Here is a 15,260-nt window from a genome sequence, read left to right as displayed (position 1 = left end):
CTAATTTGGTCAGTCTGTTTTTTGTTTATGTAAAATATTAAAAGCCTTAGCCTTGTATCACAAATTGACCTTTATTGAAGGTAGCTAACACTTTCCCTTTCAATACTTTTTGGTCGAAAGGATTGTTACGGGATTTGCTCACACTTTTATCCAAACTAAATGTCCATTCTTGATCTGGAGCAAAAAGTGTAAGACAAGCAGGCCAACCTTTAGCGATGTGTACTTGCGGTAACCCCAATAGCGCACGCGGATTGATGGCGATTTTATCAATAAATTGTTCTATGGTCAAGTGCCCGTAGCTCAACAGCGTCGCTGCCGTCGTTTCCATGCTCGAAATGCCAAATTCGGCCATATCAAATTCTAGTTCTTTGCTTTCTGGGTCTAATGGCGTGTGATCAGAAACCACTACGTCTATCGTACCATCAGCCAGACCTTCTACCAATGCGGCTACGTCTTGCGCCGTGCGGAACGGAGGATTTACTTTCAGATTGGTATTAAAATCGGTCAAATCAGCATCCGTAAAAGCTAGTTGGTGCGCGGCCACATCGCAAGTTACGGACAAACCTTTTTGCTTGGCTTCGCGAATGAGTTTTACACTTTCTGCACTAGAAATCAGAGAGAAATGCAGCTTTCCGCCTGTATATTCAAGCAAATGCAAATCGCGGGCGATGTGCAATGTTTCGGATAAAACAGGTACACCTTTCAGGCCAAGCATCGTGCTGTACGTGCCTTCGTGCATATTCGTGAAGCGCGACAAATTGCGGTCTTCTGGTTTGTTGACTAATAGCCCATCAATTTTTTGCAAATACTGCAATGTTTTCAGGACAATGTCCGAACTGCTCACCGACCTTGCGTCCGAAAATGCCACGGCTCCCGCCTGATGCAGATCATACATTTCAGTTAATTTTTCACCTTTGCAATCCTGCGTAATGGCTGCAATCGGGTGTAATTGAGTCAGGTGGGCAGCAGAAAGATACTTTAAATAACTGATTTGCTCTTTGTGCTGTACGACGGGTTGGGTGTCTGGTAACACGGCCACATCCGTAAAACCACCAATAGCCGCTGCCGCACAAAGGCTAGCAATGTCTTCACGGCTCTCGTGTCCAGGTTCGCCGCTACGGCTGCGCATATCGCACCAACCCACAGAAAGTACAGCCTCTGAGCCATCTATTACTTTGTCAGCGGCTACGGCTTGTTCGGTAATGGAAACAATTGTTCCGTTTTCGATGAGTACGCACCGATGTTCGCCATAATGCGGCGATAGCTTATCGGCAATAAGTGCAGATTTGATAAGAATTTTCACAGCTTCTCTGAATTGAAATTTGTTGGTTCAAAAGTATAAAAAATACCCAAAGGCAATATTTTCATTTTCATAAAAAGGGCAACAAATATTTATTTTCCACATTAGGAAGCAAAATATTTCAAAACCAACACACTCTTACTTCTCTACAAAATAAAAGGCTTGGGACTAAAGCATAACACAAAGATAATGAGCGTAATCCACCCCAAAACCTTGCGTTTGAAATCCAGTGGGCTCTCGTCGGGAGCTGGCGGATGCGCCACGCCAATCATGCGACCAATCAACAAGCCAAACAACAACCAACCCGCATAACCTTCAATATACGGAAAAAATTGTGTTACAGCCACTTGCAAAGCCATAACGGCCAAGCCCAAATAAACCGTTGGCCGAATTTCTTCACCAAACATTTTTTCAAAAGCCATAATCAAATAGCCCAAATACGCCACTTCTGCCACCAATTGCATCCACCAAGAATCTTCCTGAAAGCTATAAAACAAAATACGTGGCACGTTCAGCCCCGCATAAAAAACAAACAACACAAACAGCACACGCGCAATTTGGAAATGCTTGTGGCGACCAATCAGCCCGTACAAAATATGTCCGCCATCGAGTTGGCCAATCGGAATGAGGTTCATGGCCGTAAAAAACAAAGCAATATACCCCGCCAACAAGTACGGATAATGCAACATTTCGTAAGGATTGGGCAGGCGGCTGGGATCGGCAACATACGTTTTAAAAAACCAAAAAATAAGATTATCACCCAAAAGCAACTGACCTTCAGGCATATTTTGATACACGACACTGGCATAATCCAAACCAAACTGTTTGTATTCGGGATGAATGGTAAAAATATATTCGGGCGGCGGCAAATACAAAAAGCCATAGGCAATAACGCCCAACGCCACCACAAAACCCGCCAAGGGTCCAGCAATGCCCACATCAAAATACTCTTGACGCGAACGCAAAGCCGACCGAATGCGAATAAACGCGCCCATCGTGCCGATAGAAAACGAACCCGAACCAAACCACAAAGGAATATAAAACGGCAATGTTACGTCGGCTTTATAGTGTTTGGCAAAGAAATAATGCCCGAACTCGTGCGCCGTCAGGATAGCCAAAAACGGAATGGAATATTCAAACCCCATTTGGAAATGCGCCCAGTCGATGCCCTGTTCGAGGTCAAAAAAACGTCCAGACACCGATTCTGCCCCCGCTAATGTGGTAGTAATCAAGGTTACACAGAAAAAAATCAGTGGCCTGAGCCAAGTCCAGTAAGTAGCAGGAGCATCAAATTCTCTCATAAAAAATGAATTAAGATAACGGTTCTACGGTTTGTTGGTGCGAAAGCGAAAACGCCATCGGTTTGTCTGCAAAAAGGACTTTGGTAGCCTTCCAAGTGCGGCCAAAAAGCTCAGAATCGCGGTAAGTATTCAAATCATTTTCCGAATCCCAGTGGCTGTATGTATAAAAAACGGCATCATTTTGCGGGTCGCGGTGCAATTCCAGATGTCGGCAGCCCTCAAAAGAGCGAATATAACGTTTTGATTCCTCAAAAATATTCAGGAAAGAAGCCACCTCTTCGGGGCGGAAAGTCATACGAACGATGCGTACTATCATAGTTTTGGATAAATTTCAGGTAAAAATATTGGCCAAATTTGCGGGCTTGCATTCATTTAACCAAAACAAACAGAATTTATTTAAAAAATTCACAACAAATACAATACACTGATTATCAGCCTCATTTTGCAGCTTGTGCAAAATATAGTAAGTAAAGTTAGTGAGTAAATTTTTTTAGGCTCTTTGAGCAACAGCAACTTGCGCACCCAAATCCAAAAAATACTCTCTACGAGGCTCTTTACTTACTTTAGGCTTTCCCGACTTTTCAAACAAGTTTTCAATGAATCGGTCTTTGGCACGAAGTTGCTCATGTGCTTCTTTCAATGCGTCTTTAAAATAGCTCAACTCGTTTCGGTAAAAATCAATTTCATCTTGCATTTTCTCACGCATAGCCCTGATTTCCTCTTTTATCTCCTCCTTCCAGTCTCCCATTTCAGGCACTTGATTCAAGTTTAGTTTACTTGTTTTTTGTTTTTCATAAAAAAAATCTATTGGCACTTTAAAAAGTGTGGCCAACAGCTCTATTTTTTCATCACTCGGATTGGATTTACCTACCTCGTAATCAGATATTGCAGCAGATGTAACGCCGATTGCTTGCGCAACATCCTTTTGCTTCATCTTATTTTTAGTTCTCAAATCCTTGATTATCAAACCAATAGTTTTTTTATTCATATTTTTTTGCTTTTTTTTAAAGTGATTACTTGTTTTTTACTTTTTTATACTTGATATTTGTACAAGTTAAATGACACGGTAAAAACACGGTCAAAGCTAATTAAAAAACAAGTGAAATACAATTGAATTATGAGTAGCGAAAATCGTGCCATTGATAATAACAGTGTGTTTGAGCGGTACAATCGCATAAAACGACGCTCAGACAAAACTGCTGTGATTGACGCTTTTTGTAAAGAAACAAAACTGAGTAGAGATTATGCCATTTTTATAATTGGTCACAAAAAAATGAGCGTGGCACAAACGAAGAAATTAGTAAAGGCTTTGAAAAAAGTAGTTGAAGTATAAGTACCTGAATTGTTTGGTTAAAGTGTATTTAGTGGTTTTTTTTTAGTGTGTGTTGTTTGTATTTATTGGTCAGCGCGTTGTCGTGTTGGCTAATACAAGGCGGAAAAGTCCGCAATAAGTTCTTTAGTTTGTGATAGGCCGTAGTGCTGGTGTGGCTTCCTCTGACTTGCTTAAATGGCTGGGTTATGCCAAAGTACGCGGGAAAGGTATGGGGGCATTGGTTCAATCCCAATTTACGGCCCATATTTGGAGAGAGCCGAATATCAGTATAAGTGTAGCTGGCAATTGCACTTATCATTCGGACGTATGTGTGTTGTAGAAAAGCCTGACGGTGGGGAAAGACCCACAATTATTGCGGGGTAGAGCAGTTGGTAGCTTGTTGGGCTCATAACCCAGAGGTCACAGGTTCGAGTCCTGTCCCCGCAACAGAGGTAAGGTAGAAATACTTTCAATGGTTGGCCGCATTATAGGCTGGAGGTTAGCACGGTGGACGGCGCATTTTTTTAGGAATAATTAAGATGCCTTGTCGTGGGTTCAAGTCCCACCTAACCACAAATATTTTACTAAATCGTTATTAGACAATGGGGATTTTAATTGTAGTGGGAATAATTGTAGTTGTGTTTATTGGTTTGGAGTATCTCAGGCCAAAAGACGACGACGATTACTTTCCGCCAAGAGCTGGCACACTGCCATAGTGAGCAGATTTTATTCATAGATTAATTTTGGTTTTAACAGACCTTATACGTTGTCGGCAATGCTAACAACGTATGCAATGCGGCACTTGTGGCCATGCCGCGAAACGTTCTTTTTGGCCGATTATTTACAAAAAAAAAGAGCCTATACGCTGGAACGTATTCGGCTCAGAGGGTAATAATTCTTATGAGAAGCCAAGGTAAGACTTTTTTCGTTACCGAGCAAGAAAATCGAAAGTTATTTGATTTTCTTGCAATTATGAGAGGCAAAGGTTATGCTATTCGAGTTGGAAATTAGGCTAAACCAAGCTCATTACGGCTTAATGGCTTTAATCGCCGAAAAAATTGCCGAAAAGTACGAACAGATGCAAGACGCAAGTCCTGCACAACAACGGAGAATAGTGCATGAACAACGTCATTTGGAGAGGCTACACAGGTCTTTATCAATTGACAGATTAAAGTAACATATCACCCAGTGCCGAAGCAGTGCGCAATGTTAAGGCAAATTAATACGGTCTAAAATCGCAAAAAAATACGATTCTTAGCACTGGGGGGAGAACTACGTCTTTTCTTGATTTTTTTTTGAAAACGGTACTGTACTGTAAACGGCCTTTAGGCTTTATCTCAAATCAATCAAAAATGTTCAAATGTTCAATATGTTTCTGTACTGATGTTCTATGTACTATGTTCTTGTACAAAAAGCGCGAAACAAGTTTTTTGACCGCCCAACGCCCGTTGGCTGCAACACATTCACAATCACACAATTTTTCTTCAATTCTCACCATGAAATCAACAACAGCAAATACCTCTGTAGAGGTTATGTGCAATTGCCCAATATGCGATAGTTACGTGGATATATTGCCACAAGTTAGTGAAATACTTGGCGATGACCACCGCGCAGAAAATTGCGACAAACAAGTTACTTGTCCAGATTGTAATGAAGATTTTATTGTCACAGACATTAATTTTTAACACACATCTCACCATGAAAAAATATTATAGCGTCGTCTATTTTTATAGAGCGAACACAAAATTCAGCAAGACAATGCTCGTAGAGGCAATTTCTGTAACCGATTCGGAAGCGGCCGTAGTTTTTCATTTTCAGGAGCAGGTCCAAAAAAAGCTGGTGCACAATTTCTCCGTGAAGTCGGCTAAACCCGTCAAGTATTTTTCGGTTTCGGGCATAGGTAAGCACGCTTATATTATCAAGTATTTGTATGAAAACATGACACTGGACGGTTCAAAAGTGCGTAAGTCTTATACGCAAGAAGTGTTTTTTTCCGACACGTTTGCCGAAGCCTACGATTATGCGGAAGAATTTAAAGATTCAACTGCAAAAATTGCAAGTATCACCTTATCCAATTACGAAGGATTTATCGCACTGACCGAATCAACGGAAGAAATGCCTGCGGAGGAGGTGCACAATGGCTAAGAAAACAACTGCCCCGCCGCTCAACACAGACATTTTTGGGCTTAATCAATTGATTGAATTGGCAATACGTGAATGCGACCCTCGTATTACAATCATGTTCACTGACATAAAATTTACTGTTAGAAAAGATACTTTTGATTTGGATATCACAGTGTTTTACGACGAACAATATAATAATTGCAGTGAAAGGGTATTGGACAAAAAGCAAATTTGTCAAACCGACATTGATTCCATTGCATTTGAAATTGCTTCTTGGTATCAAGAAAAGAATGGGCTTCTTCCTTATAAAAAGGAGAAAGTAGATGCCCAATCCCCTATCAATCTCAACATTTAATCATTCACAAGGCGTACACAAGTACGCCTTATCCCCCTAAAAATCATGTTTTCAACGATAAGACAAATGTTTACAGGCCTGTTTACAGGTCGTAAACAGAAAGATTGTGCCCGCGAAAAATTCATTCCTTCTACGTTTTTGCTGCCCATAGACCCCGCCAAACGCCAAACAATCACGATTGAGTTTGACACCGAACGCTGCAACATCACTTCAAGTATTGACTCGCGCCAGAAGGTCGTAAAGCTTTTGCGTACGTTCTCGAGCAAAGCTGATGAATCAGAAATGTATGCTTCTGAAATCGTGGCAGCACGCTACGGTCAGGCGCAATACGAAATCATGCGGGATACCGATACAGCCACGGCCTTTGCGGCCACGGCGGCCAAGCGAGAAGCCGCCTATTGTGAATTGTCGAACTACATTACAATCAATGGCTTATGAGCAGTTTTATAACCTATCGTGGAAAATTTGAGCGCGGAACATATATGTGGATATATAAAGTTTGGCGAAATAATGTTCTGAAAGAAGAAACTGGCTATTCAAAGCCAAAGGGCGGCCAAGAAAAAGCCGATAAAAACGAGTTGATGCGAGACATTTTTAGGCGATTATTCGCCTACGGCCAAAGGTATTCTCCAGCTAACTTGCATTCTATTGAATTTTATCTAACACCCGACCCAGCAGATAAGTCTAAAGATACATTGTTGTTCATAATGAAACCATTGCGTGTAGAATATACGGCCGCGTATGACAAGCAAGTGAAGTATGTAGATGAAGCTGGCCGCACACCTTATGCGTGTTGGCAGGAAATCGTAGATTCTGCGTATAAGCCACCCGAAACGGTGGCCGTAGATGCAAGTTCTGGCGTGTTTTTGCTCCCGACCGCGACAACAAGACCTATTGGCACGGCTTCGGCTGTGCCTCTCCCAACAGGCCCCGCAGCCAAGCTCATTAGCTTAGACCGATACGACCAGCCTTTCCGCACCCTTCCCGAAATATTAAAGTACGTGGAAGATGCCCAAAAATCAGGATTTACAAGCGAACAGGCCAACCACTGGTACATGACTTTTATCCAGAAAAACGAAAAGAAAATTAAGTTCTGATGGCCAAAAAAAATGAACCTGCTCCTCGCTATCCCGAAGCGCAAGACCTCGAAGCCGCCGTAATTGGTGCGCTGCTCGTCGAATCTGATGCGTGGCTGGTCGTGGCCGACTTTCTGAACGATGATTGCTTTCACGACAAGCGTAACCGTGCGATTTTTGCGGCCATTTTTGCGCTGGCTGTTGATAGGCAAAAGATTGACATACTGACTGTTAGCGAAAAGTTAAAAGCACTTGGCTTGTTTAATGAGGCTGGTGGGTTGTCATACATACTTGCTTGTACGAGCAATGTGCATTCGGCTGCGAACATTGAAGCGCATGCCCGCATTTTGGCGGAAAAATCCTTACGCCGCAACATGATTCGGGTGGCTGATAGTATGAAAGACGCGGCATTTGACGAGACAGAAGATGTATTCGTGCAGCTTGACCGCGCAGAAAAGCAATTGTTTGAAGTGCTCAATGGCTTTTTGGCGAAAAAAGTACAAACAATGGTTACGCTTTCTAATCTTTTCATAGAAGACCTGAAATCCAAATCACAGATCCCCGACGGCCTCACAGGTGTACCCTCAGGCCTGACCTCACTCGATCGCATTACGTCGGGTTGGCAGAATACCGATTTGATTGTTTTGGCGGCTCGCCCAGGCATGGGCAAAACGGCCATGATTGTAACCATGGCTATCAACGCAGCCAAGATGGGCAAAAAAATTGCTTTGTTTTCATTGGAAATGTCAGCACTTCAACTGGTTTCAAGGATTTATGCTAACGAGTTGGAGCTTGATTCAGCTTGTTTTCGCAAAGGCGAATTGACCGAACCCGAATGGGCAAAAGTCTATCGTGAAGCTGGCCGCATTTCTGAATTGCCGATATACATCGACGATTCAGCAGGTCTAACCGTATTGCAAATTGCGGCTAAAGCGCGACGAATCAAAGAGACTTACGGCTTGCACGAAATCATAATTGATTATATGCAACTTGTATCTGTCCCAGAGAGCAAAGGCCGTCAATCCAACAGAGAGCAAGATATAGGGTCAATCAGTCGGGGCTTGAAAATGTTGGCCAAAGACTTGGACGTGCCCGTCATTGCCCTTTCGCAGTTGAGCCGCGCCGTGGAGAGCCGCACCGAAAAACGCCCTATGCTTTCGGATTTGCGTGAATCGGGTTCGATTGAGCAAGATGCCGACATGGTAGTTTTCTTGTATCGCCCCGAATACTACGGAATAACAGTGGACGAAAACGGCACCAGCACCATAGGCACAGCCGAAGTGATTATTGCCAAGCATCGTAACGGCGATTTGGACACCGTGAACACCCGATTTTCGGGTAAACACTCAAAATTCAGTGATTTGAGCGACGACGTTTTTGCAGCGTGGCCGAAACCATTTGAGACAGCGACGGCGTGGCCGTCAGAACGCCCGCCCGAAGCCTTGCCAAAAATCCCTGATAATTCTAATTCTATCAGTTCATTTGAAAATGATAAACCCCCTTTTTGATTTATGACACAAGAAAATAAAATTCAATTTTTAGCTGAATTTTTTGCTAAAAAAGAAATAGATGACGATGATTTTTTTGAACAAGAGCATTATGCTGCGCAAAATTATTATCATTGTTTGTATCGAAAATATTCATCTGAATTTTCGCCTGAATGGGCTAAAACCATTGCATTTCAAGAAATTATCGAATGGGTACTTGATGATAATTTTGAAAATAATTTACAATCGCCTTACGGCAATAAATCTTTATTCCAATGTTAATTTTACCAAAAACTTCTACCCTATTATTGATTGTGATAGCTTTATTATCACTGCTTATTGGTTTTGTTTTTCGGTCAGAACAACTTTCACAACAAGCCTACAAAAAAGGCGTAAACGATGGCATTACTTGCGCACTGGATACGGTCAATAAAATAGTTGCAAAACAGCTAAAATTTGGCAAAAATTCCACAAAACTTGTGATACAAAGCACTGACACATCAGTTTACATTTTGTCGAATAAAACGCTAAAAACTCACAAATGATATGGATATTTTGTTTGAAGATAAATACGTTTCATTTGTGTTGGGCGACAACAAAAAAGTAATGTCTCAGTTTGGAGAAAAGGTATTCGATTTGGCGTGTTGCGACCCGCCCTATGGCATTGGCCAAAATTGGAAAAAGGACAAGCATCACAAGCACAATAAATTGAATCATAAGTTTAATGATTCGCGGCCTGATTCGGAATATATTGATTTGGCTACGCGCATTTCCACTAATCAAATATTTTGGGGCTGGAATTATTATTGCGACTTGCTGCCACCTACCAACAATTTGATTTTTTGGGACAAAGGCATTAACCCAAAAACCCAACACGGTTCGGCGGGCGAATTGGCTTACACCAGCATTACGAAGTATCCGCTCATCAAATATGAAGTGCTTTGGAATGGCTGCGTCCGACACGAGAATTACCCAAAAATTCACCCACATCAAAAACCCGTCCAGCTTTACAAATTGGTTTTCAACGATTTTGCAAAACCAGGGGAACGGGTAATTGACCCGAACAGTGGCAGCGGTGCATCGGCAATTGCCGCCAGAGAAATGGGATTGCGGTGGCTTGGTATCAAAAAGGATTTGACCTTTTTGAACGACTCGATTAAGTGGTACAAACAGCATTTTGCACAACTCAGATTAGCATGATTACACACGGCTCACTATTCTCAGGCATTGGCGGATTTGATTACCCGGCCGCAATGATGGGTTGGCACAATGTATTTCAGTGCGAAATCGATACTTATTGCCAAGACTTATTAAGTCTTCGCTACCCCAATACCCGAAAGCATTTTAACATTTTTGATTTTGACGCAAAAATTTATGAAAACAAAATCACGGTATTATCTGGAGGCTTCCCCTGCCAACCTTTTTCAGTCGCGGGAAAACGAAATGCCCGAAACGACGACCGCCACTTGTGGCCAGAAATGTTACGAGTTATCGATGAAATCAAACCGTTATACGTCGTGGCAGAAAACGTTTCTGGAATCCTTACTGCTGAAAACGGATTGGTCATCAAACAAATACTTGCTGACTTGGAAAGTCTCGGCTATCACACCCTCATATTGGAAATTCCAGCTTCGGGGGCAGGCGCACCCCACGAGCGTAAGCGAATATGGTTCGTTGCCCACGCCGCGGGCGCAAATGACGGCAGCCATTTCAGAACGGCGCAAGAACGACAAACATCGCAATTTAGAAGTGATTTTGTCGAGGGCAATACTACCAACGCCCACGGTGAACGATTCTTACAACCAAGGTTCACCCTCACAACTGAAACGCGAGACAATCAATCTGAATTGTTATGGCGTAATCATTGGAGAACCTGGCCCGTTAAACCCAGCCTTTGTAGAAATCATGATGGGATACCCGACGGGCTACACAGACATCAACTTAAAGGACTTGGTAATGCCATAGTGCCACAAGTTGCTTACAGAATATTTCAATCAATCCAATATGCTCATGGAAGAACAACGTAAAATGCTTCATGCTTACATGGAGTGGCATAAGCAACAAGGCTATATTTCGCATAAAGACTCAGACATAGACGAATTTCTTGCAAGTTACAGCCCTTCAATCAATCAATCTTTAGACAAATTGTCTGACGAAGCCATAAAAGTACAGGCTCAAAAAATGACCACATTTCCCAATATGTGCTACCCCGATACTCTGATGGAAATCCAATGTGGGTTAGCTTATGAAAAAGGGGCTAAATGGTCAAGAAATATTCTGATGGCTGAAATTGAGCAAAGATTGGGCAATGTTAATTTATTCCTTGATTACTTAGATGCCGAAATTGTAAAGGCAAACAATTTCGGCAGTACGTTTCAACATAAAGAGAATGATTTAAACGCTGCTGCAAAATGGTATTGTATTGCCGAAGCTCTTTTGGTAGCAAAGGAAAAAGCTGTTGAAATATTGAAAGTACACAACTCTTGACAAAATTAATTAAACCCCCAAGCCCGTGCAAAAGTGCGGGCTAAACCCCCGAAAAAATTATGAGTAGAGTAATTTCATTTTCAAGACAATATCCTGCAAACCACCCAAAAGCAGGACAACCAACTTTTTTTGTTGAAAAAATTTACAATGCCATTTACCGAAAAAAAAACAGGTGATTGGAGTGATGCGCTGGGAACAACTACTGATTACGTTGTAGATTTAGATACCACAATTTGCGATGTTAAAAATACTACTATTCGCAAGGGACAACGATGGCGCGAAGGCGACAAATTTAGCCCGCATGTTTGGTCAGGGAAACCATATCGGAGTAAGCAGATTACCATTGCTCCAGATATTACTATCACTCAAATCTATGATATAGAATTAGTAATACGAGGCGACCATAAAGAGTTTATTGTTTCGCAAAACGGGGAAATAATTACAGGATATTCCATTGAAACATTGGCCAATAATGACGGGCTTTCGCTTGACGATTTTTTGGCATGGTTTGATAAACCGTTTCAAGGTCAAATTATTGGCTGGTCTGAGGAAATTTTATATAAAATTCCTGTAATGGAGAACGAGGATTATGCTATTGATGCTCACAGTTGCAATTTTACTTGCGATAGCGAAGGTGTTTATTCGTGCGATGTTTGTGGAAAAAGAAGCGAATATTACAACTACAGAAGTGATAATTTTTAACTCTCGAAAATATATCCAACACCCCAAAAAACCGCACTCACACGCGGTTTTTTTTTATTAAAAAAAATCGTAAAATATAGGTATAAACAGAAAAAATAATGTAAATTTATGTGTTTAAAAATTGTAAAAAACAACGTGTATGTCAGAGGTAAAAGATTAGCATGAACGACCTTGACGAAAACGTAATTAAAGCCTTGTACACTTATTGAATGAATAACGTATGGCAACACGCGAAAAAATAACACAAGACGGTAAACAACTTGTTCATTTTTTAGGATTTGGACAAAAAGATTATGCCTTGTGCGGCCAAGATTTGGCTGGAGATAATTTGTTAGGATATGAGGCAAGTCAAACCACAAACGAAAAAGTAAATTGCCCTGATTGCATTGAAATTGTGGTCTATTGCAAAAAAATAAAGTATTCGGAGTATCATCTATTAAACTCTTAATGTATGGCTATAAAAACAGAGAAATTGCAAGAAGGTTGGGTTGTTTTTACCCGATTTTATTGTAAAGAAGGATTTTGGGATAGAGTCATTGGAGACCAAGCCAATAACCCGAATAATCCGCATAAAAGCAACATTTCTTTAAATTCGTTTGAAAGCTATTGGCGATGCAATACAGGTAAGTGGATAGAGCAATCTTGCTTGTCTCCCCGAAACTCAATTTTACCAATGATTAATGAATTTGGAGAAGAGTTTACCGCCGAAGAAATTTTGGATGAATTACAACGCATAAACCCAATAATTAGTTATGAATATGAAGACGAAAATTAAACCCTACATTAAATCGTAATTTATATGCCACTTATTATATTTTGTGTAATCGTATTTATTGTTATGATTGTGGACAATTATAATATTAAAAAAGATATAAATGCCACAAAAAAAGCTCCATTTAATAAAAATGATGCCGAGTTTTTTTATAAGAATTTTAACAAATTTAATTAGCTATGTGCGTAACAATTGTTGCAAACAATGGTGAAATTGAAATAGAAACACAACGTCAATTTTTTGAGCATTTTGGTTTTAAGATTGACGAAGATGTAGATAATGATTCTCCATTTTTTGATTGTTGCTTATGTAATATGGATATTGACGGGGTTTTAAAAAACTTAAATATCCCTTACGAAATGGATGATAACGGTTCTGATTTTATTATAAGATAATTATGAAATTTTATCCACATCAATTTTATAGCAAACATACGCATACCGACGAAATCCCAATTGGAAAAACGGTCGTTTTTCAACCAAAATATTTAATAGAAGGGAGTTTTGTAGGTGTTGTAACAAGTCATCTGTATGCACGAGTATTAATCATTGAAAGTCTTGATAAGCAACATAAATGGTGGATAAGTACGGGGCGCGTAGTGGAAAATATGACAATGGACCAGGCTTATCAATACTTTGAATTGGGTTTGAATATTCGTCATAAATCCTTTGCACCAGGAACGTATATTGAAAAGCACGGGGAATTTTCTTTAATTACCGAATTAGGTAATTGCATTTCTGTTGAAGAATATTATGCGGCAATGTCCACGTACCAAGATTATTGGGAAAAATGGAATAAGGGTTGGAATTTATTTTAAAATAATTATGGAATTAACACATTCATTTCAAGCACCAACAGAATATAGAAGTGACATCACTTTTGAGTTAAAAAAAGGAGGCATATTTGACAGGGCTACTATGTATAAAAGTGATAGAAAAACATCATTAGGAGTAACTGTAGTTCAAATATTCGGCAATACAGGAAGTGAGTCATCTATTACTATCCCTATTGACGAAGTAAACAATTTTTGCAAAGAATTACAGCAATTTTCTGAAAAATTAAAACTAATAGAGACATGAGTAAATACTTATTAGGAATTAACAAAAAACAAAAATGGTACAGTATGGATATTTTTTCATTAGTGCCTGTGTTTGAGTACATAAAAGCAGACGAACAAAGTACCAGTAATTTTTGTTTTCGCTGGTTATTTTTCACTGTGTGGACAATTGATAGTTTGGAATTTGAAATTGCAATAGTAGCAAGTACGCACTGGGGTATAGGTGTAATTGGTTTATTACCATATTTTCGATGGTGCGTTTGTATCCCATGCCCTGATAAATTAGGAATTTGGATTGATAGAAATTTTTCCCGTTCAAGGGATTATGATTGATAATATTTTGTAAAAATGAAGAAAGTTGATAGCATTTTTGTCAGCAATACCTTGCATCAAACTCCTTGTTGTGTGCCGTACTTTGGTCAAAAAATAATGGTTGGTCTTTCTGGTGGGATTAACTCAATGGCTGTGCTTTGTGATTTAATTGAATCCAAAGCAAAACCTGCTGAATTACATTTATTTTATGCACATTTTGCCGAACACTCACCAGATACTTTTCAATTTGTTGCTGATGGTATTAGGTATGCAAGAAAGCATTTTGATAATGTAAAAGTGAAGATTACAAGCAATTCAATACTTCGATACTTTAAAGAGCAAAACCTTATACCACACCCAATAAATAGCCCTTGCAGTAAGAATTTGAAAATAATACCAATGGCTGTTTACTGTTTTGAAAATGGTATAAAATACGATTTAGTTGGGTATGTCAAACACGAATTAAAAAGGCGTGGCGAAAGGCAACAAAAAGTAATGCAGGTTGATATGTTTACTCCTGAAAAACATTACACTATTGGTAGCTTTACAGATGAATGGTGCTTTGATATTGTAAAAAAACACATAGGTTGGTATCCCAAAATTTACGATATAAAAGACGAAAATGGCAAAAGAATATTTAGCCACAATAACTGTTTGCCTTGCAAAAATATGAATCCTAAAGACTTTGCAGCAGTAGCAGAATTTTACCCAGATAATTATTTAAGGGCTTTGCAACTAAGCCAAGAACTTAAAAAGTTTTGGGGAAGGTCAGAAGATGATTTTTATTTTACGTTTGAGGGACGTGAATTAGGTCAGCCGTCCACCTGCAACGATTGTCGGTGGTAACATAACGTTAAAATAACAAATATCTCACTGATATTGGAATTTATTTTAAGAGTGAAAAAAGACGCTCACAGTGGTCACTGCGTAGAATCGTGTAAGGATACTGTTACGGTTGAAATGACTCCGTTCACT

At 40.0% G+C, this 15,260-nt stretch carries 24 protein-coding genes and 1 tRNA gene; 21 read left to right on the top strand and 4 right to left on the bottom strand.

Features of this window, described 5'->3' with window-relative positions; translation table 11 throughout:
* Positions 1-46 precede the first annotated feature (46 nt).
* The 4 genes from BM090_RS14895 to BM090_RS14880 form a co-directional block, all read right to left on the bottom strand.
* Complete coding sequence (locus BM090_RS14895; RefSeq protein WP_091515108.1) at positions 47-1,303, bottom strand: dihydroorotase; 1,257 nt, start codon at positions 1,301-1,303, stop codon at positions 47-49.
* Between the two features lie 143 nt (positions 1,304-1,446).
* Entirely contained in the window at positions 1,447-2,601 is a 1,155-nt protein-coding gene (locus BM090_RS14890) for a site-2 protease family protein (RefSeq protein WP_091515104.1), read from the bottom strand.
* A gap of 10 nt (positions 2,602-2,611) precedes the next feature.
* Positions 2,612-2,917: a putative quinol monooxygenase gene (locus BM090_RS14885; protein WP_091515100.1), complete on the bottom strand. Its 306-nt coding sequence runs from the start codon at positions 2,915-2,917 to the stop codon at positions 2,612-2,614.
* Between the two features lie 174 nt (positions 2,918-3,091).
* Positions 3,092-3,589 (bottom strand): helix-turn-helix domain-containing protein, encoded by a 498-nt coding sequence (locus BM090_RS14880; RefSeq protein WP_091515097.1) that lies wholly within the window; start codon positions 3,587-3,589, stop codon positions 3,092-3,094.
* A 129-nt stretch (positions 3,590-3,718) separates the two neighbouring features.
* On the opposite strand from BM090_RS14880, the gene BM090_RS14875 reads away from it, so the two are divergent.
* From BM090_RS14875 to BM090_RS14760, 21 genes are all read left to right on the top strand, one after another.
* The gene (locus tag BM090_RS14875; protein ID WP_091515092.1) at positions 3,719-3,934 is read left to right on the top strand and encodes a hypothetical protein; all 216 of its coding nucleotides are present in this window, start codon (positions 3,719-3,721) and stop codon (positions 3,932-3,934) included.
* A gap of 130 nt (positions 3,935-4,064) precedes the next feature.
* The gene (locus BM090_RS14870) at positions 4,065-4,253 is read left to right on the top strand and encodes a hypothetical protein (RefSeq protein WP_091515088.1); all 189 of its coding nucleotides are present in this window, start codon (positions 4,065-4,067) and stop codon (positions 4,251-4,253) included.
* A 34-nt stretch (positions 4,254-4,287) separates the two neighbouring features.
* Positions 4,288-4,360, top strand: a tRNA-Met gene (locus BM090_RS14865).
* A 1,311-nt stretch (positions 4,361-5,671) separates the two neighbouring features.
* Positions 5,672-6,058 (top strand): hypothetical protein, encoded by a 387-nt coding sequence (locus BM090_RS14845; protein ID WP_091515075.1) that lies wholly within the window; start codon positions 5,672-5,674, stop codon positions 6,056-6,058.
* On the top strand, positions 6,051-6,392 hold the full coding sequence (locus tag BM090_RS14840) for a hypothetical protein (protein ID WP_091515071.1): 342 nt from the start codon (positions 6,051-6,053) through the stop codon (positions 6,390-6,392). The genes BM090_RS14845 and BM090_RS14840 overlap by 8 nt, the downstream gene beginning before the upstream one ends.
* Before the next feature lie 45 nt (positions 6,393-6,437).
* Positions 6,438-6,830 (top strand): hypothetical protein, encoded by a 393-nt coding sequence (locus tag BM090_RS14835; protein ID WP_143083998.1) that lies wholly within the window; start codon positions 6,438-6,440, stop codon positions 6,828-6,830.
* The gene (locus BM090_RS14830) at positions 6,827-7,489 is read left to right on the top strand and encodes a hypothetical protein (RefSeq protein ID WP_091515065.1); all 663 of its coding nucleotides are present in this window, start codon (positions 6,827-6,829) and stop codon (positions 7,487-7,489) included. The genes BM090_RS14835 and BM090_RS14830 overlap by 4 nt, the downstream gene beginning before the upstream one ends.
* Entirely contained in the window at positions 7,489-8,976 is a 1,488-nt protein-coding gene (dnaB, locus tag BM090_RS14825) for a replicative DNA helicase (protein WP_091515062.1), read from the top strand. The genes BM090_RS14830 and dnaB overlap by 1 nt, the downstream gene beginning before the upstream one ends.
* 3 nt (positions 8,977-8,979) lie before the next feature.
* Positions 8,980-9,237 carry a hypothetical protein gene (locus BM090_RS14820; RefSeq protein WP_091515059.1) on the top strand — a complete coding sequence of 86 codons (258 nt, stop codon included), beginning with the start codon at positions 8,980-8,982 and terminating at the stop codon, positions 9,235-9,237.
* Complete coding sequence (locus BM090_RS14815; protein ID WP_091515055.1) at positions 9,231-9,500, top strand: hypothetical protein; 270 nt, start codon at positions 9,231-9,233, stop codon at positions 9,498-9,500. Before BM090_RS14820 ends, BM090_RS14815 begins: the two co-directional genes overlap by 7 nt.
* A gap of 1 nt (position 9,501) precedes the next feature.
* Positions 9,502-10,155, top strand: coding sequence for a DNA methyltransferase (locus BM090_RS14810; protein WP_091515051.1), 654 nt, complete (start codon positions 9,502-9,504; stop codon positions 10,153-10,155).
* Positions 10,152-10,982 (top strand): DNA cytosine methyltransferase, encoded by an 831-nt coding sequence (locus tag BM090_RS14805; protein WP_091515047.1) that lies wholly within the window; start codon positions 10,152-10,154, stop codon positions 10,980-10,982. The genes BM090_RS14810 and BM090_RS14805 overlap by 4 nt, the downstream gene beginning before the upstream one ends.
* The gene (locus BM090_RS14800) at positions 10,966-11,442 is read left to right on the top strand and encodes a hypothetical protein (RefSeq protein ID WP_091515043.1); all 477 of its coding nucleotides are present in this window, start codon (positions 10,966-10,968) and stop codon (positions 11,440-11,442) included. The genes BM090_RS14805 and BM090_RS14800 overlap by 17 nt, the downstream gene beginning before the upstream one ends.
* A 132-nt stretch (positions 11,443-11,574) precedes the next feature.
* Positions 11,575-12,144, top strand: coding sequence for a hypothetical protein (locus tag BM090_RS14795; protein WP_143083997.1), 570 nt, complete (start codon positions 11,575-11,577; stop codon positions 12,142-12,144).
* A gap of 220 nt (positions 12,145-12,364) precedes the next feature.
* Positions 12,365-12,592: a hypothetical protein gene (locus tag BM090_RS14790; protein WP_091515035.1), complete on the top strand. Its 228-nt coding sequence runs from the start codon at positions 12,365-12,367 to the stop codon at positions 12,590-12,592.
* Between the two features lie 3 nt (positions 12,593-12,595).
* Positions 12,596-12,919: a hypothetical protein gene (locus tag BM090_RS14785; RefSeq protein ID WP_091515032.1), complete on the top strand. Its 324-nt coding sequence runs from the start codon at positions 12,596-12,598 to the stop codon at positions 12,917-12,919.
* 176 nt (positions 12,920-13,095) lie between these two features.
* Complete coding sequence (locus BM090_RS14780) at positions 13,096-13,311, top strand: hypothetical protein (RefSeq protein WP_091515031.1); 216 nt, start codon at positions 13,096-13,098, stop codon at positions 13,309-13,311.
* A 2-nt stretch (positions 13,312-13,313) separates the two neighbouring features.
* Positions 13,314-13,733, top strand: coding sequence for a hypothetical protein (locus BM090_RS14775; protein WP_091515028.1), 420 nt, complete (start codon positions 13,314-13,316; stop codon positions 13,731-13,733).
* Between the two features lie 7 nt (positions 13,734-13,740).
* Complete coding sequence (locus BM090_RS14770) at positions 13,741-13,995, top strand: hypothetical protein (RefSeq protein WP_091515025.1); 255 nt, start codon at positions 13,741-13,743, stop codon at positions 13,993-13,995.
* A complete protein-coding gene (locus BM090_RS14765) occupies positions 13,992-14,306 on the top strand; it encodes a hypothetical protein (RefSeq protein WP_091515023.1) in 315 nt (104 codons plus the stop codon). Before BM090_RS14770 ends, BM090_RS14765 begins: the two co-directional genes overlap by 4 nt.
* A gap of 15 nt (positions 14,307-14,321) precedes the next feature.
* Positions 14,322-15,131: a tRNA lysidine(34) synthetase gene (locus BM090_RS14760; protein ID WP_091515020.1), complete on the top strand. Its 810-nt coding sequence runs from the start codon at positions 14,322-14,324 to the stop codon at positions 15,129-15,131.
* The last annotated feature ends 129 nt before the right edge of the window (positions 15,132-15,260 follow it).

This window comes from Flexibacter flexilis DSM 6793 (genome assembly GCF_900112255.1).
Taxonomy (GTDB): Bacteria; Bacteroidota; Bacteroidia; order Cytophagales; family Flexibacteraceae; genus Flexibacter; species Flexibacter flexilis.
This window is presented reverse-complemented; position numbering and strand designations above follow the sequence as displayed.

Excerpts from the sequence above, each read along its gene's own strand:
- BM090_RS14785 (WP_091515032.1), top strand. The coding sequence starts at position 12,596 with ATGGCTATAAAAACAGAGAAATTGCAAGAAGGTTGGGTTGTTTTTACC.
- BM090_RS14775 (WP_091515028.1), top strand. The coding sequence starts at position 13,314 with ATGAAATTTTATCCACATCAATTTTATAGCAAACATACGCATACCGAC.
- BM090_RS14765 (WP_091515023.1), top strand. The coding sequence starts at position 13,992 with ATGAGTAAATACTTATTAGGAATTAACAAAAAACAAAAATGGTACAGT.
- BM090_RS14770 (WP_091515025.1), top strand. The coding sequence starts at position 13,741 with ATGGAATTAACACATTCATTTCAAGCACCAACAGAATATAGAAGTGAC.
- BM090_RS14885 (WP_091515100.1), bottom strand. The coding sequence starts at position 2,917 with ATGATAGTACGCATCGTTCGTATGACTTTCCGCCCCGAAGAGGTGGCT.
- BM090_RS14815 (WP_091515055.1), top strand. The coding sequence starts at position 9,231 with ATGTTAATTTTACCAAAAACTTCTACCCTATTATTGATTGTGATAGCT.
- BM090_RS14875 (WP_091515092.1), top strand. The coding sequence starts at position 3,719 with ATGAGTAGCGAAAATCGTGCCATTGATAATAACAGTGTGTTTGAGCGG.
- BM090_RS14790 (WP_091515035.1), top strand. The coding sequence starts at position 12,365 with ATGGCAACACGCGAAAAAATAACACAAGACGGTAAACAACTTGTTCAT.
- BM090_RS14880 (WP_091515097.1), bottom strand. The coding sequence starts at position 3,589 with ATGAATAAAAAAACTATTGGTTTGATAATCAAGGATTTGAGAACTAAA.
- BM090_RS14760 (WP_091515020.1), top strand. The coding sequence starts at position 14,322 with ATGAAGAAAGTTGATAGCATTTTTGTCAGCAATACCTTGCATCAAACT.
- BM090_RS14835 (WP_143083998.1), top strand. The coding sequence starts at position 6,438 with ATGTTTTCAACGATAAGACAAATGTTTACAGGCCTGTTTACAGGTCGT.
- dnaB (WP_091515062.1), top strand. The coding sequence starts at position 7,489 with ATGGCCAAAAAAAATGAACCTGCTCCTCGCTATCCCGAAGCGCAAGAC.
- BM090_RS14845 (WP_091515075.1), top strand. The coding sequence starts at position 5,672 with ATGCTCGTAGAGGCAATTTCTGTAACCGATTCGGAAGCGGCCGTAGTT.
- BM090_RS14780 (WP_091515031.1), top strand. The coding sequence starts at position 13,096 with ATGTGCGTAACAATTGTTGCAAACAATGGTGAAATTGAAATAGAAACA.
- BM090_RS14810 (WP_091515051.1), top strand. The coding sequence starts at position 9,502 with ATGGATATTTTGTTTGAAGATAAATACGTTTCATTTGTGTTGGGCGAC.
- BM090_RS14800 (WP_091515043.1), top strand. The coding sequence starts at position 10,966 with ATGGAAGAACAACGTAAAATGCTTCATGCTTACATGGAGTGGCATAAG.
- BM090_RS14830 (WP_091515065.1), top strand. The coding sequence starts at position 6,827 with ATGAGCAGTTTTATAACCTATCGTGGAAAATTTGAGCGCGGAACATAT.
- BM090_RS14840 (WP_091515071.1), top strand. The coding sequence starts at position 6,051 with ATGGCTAAGAAAACAACTGCCCCGCCGCTCAACACAGACATTTTTGGG.
- BM090_RS14890 (WP_091515104.1), bottom strand. The coding sequence starts at position 2,601 with ATGAGAGAATTTGATGCTCCTGCTACTTACTGGACTTGGCTCAGGCCA.
- BM090_RS14820 (WP_091515059.1), top strand. The coding sequence starts at position 8,980 with ATGACACAAGAAAATAAAATTCAATTTTTAGCTGAATTTTTTGCTAAA.
- BM090_RS14805 (WP_091515047.1), top strand. The coding sequence starts at position 10,152 with ATGATTACACACGGCTCACTATTCTCAGGCATTGGCGGATTTGATTAC.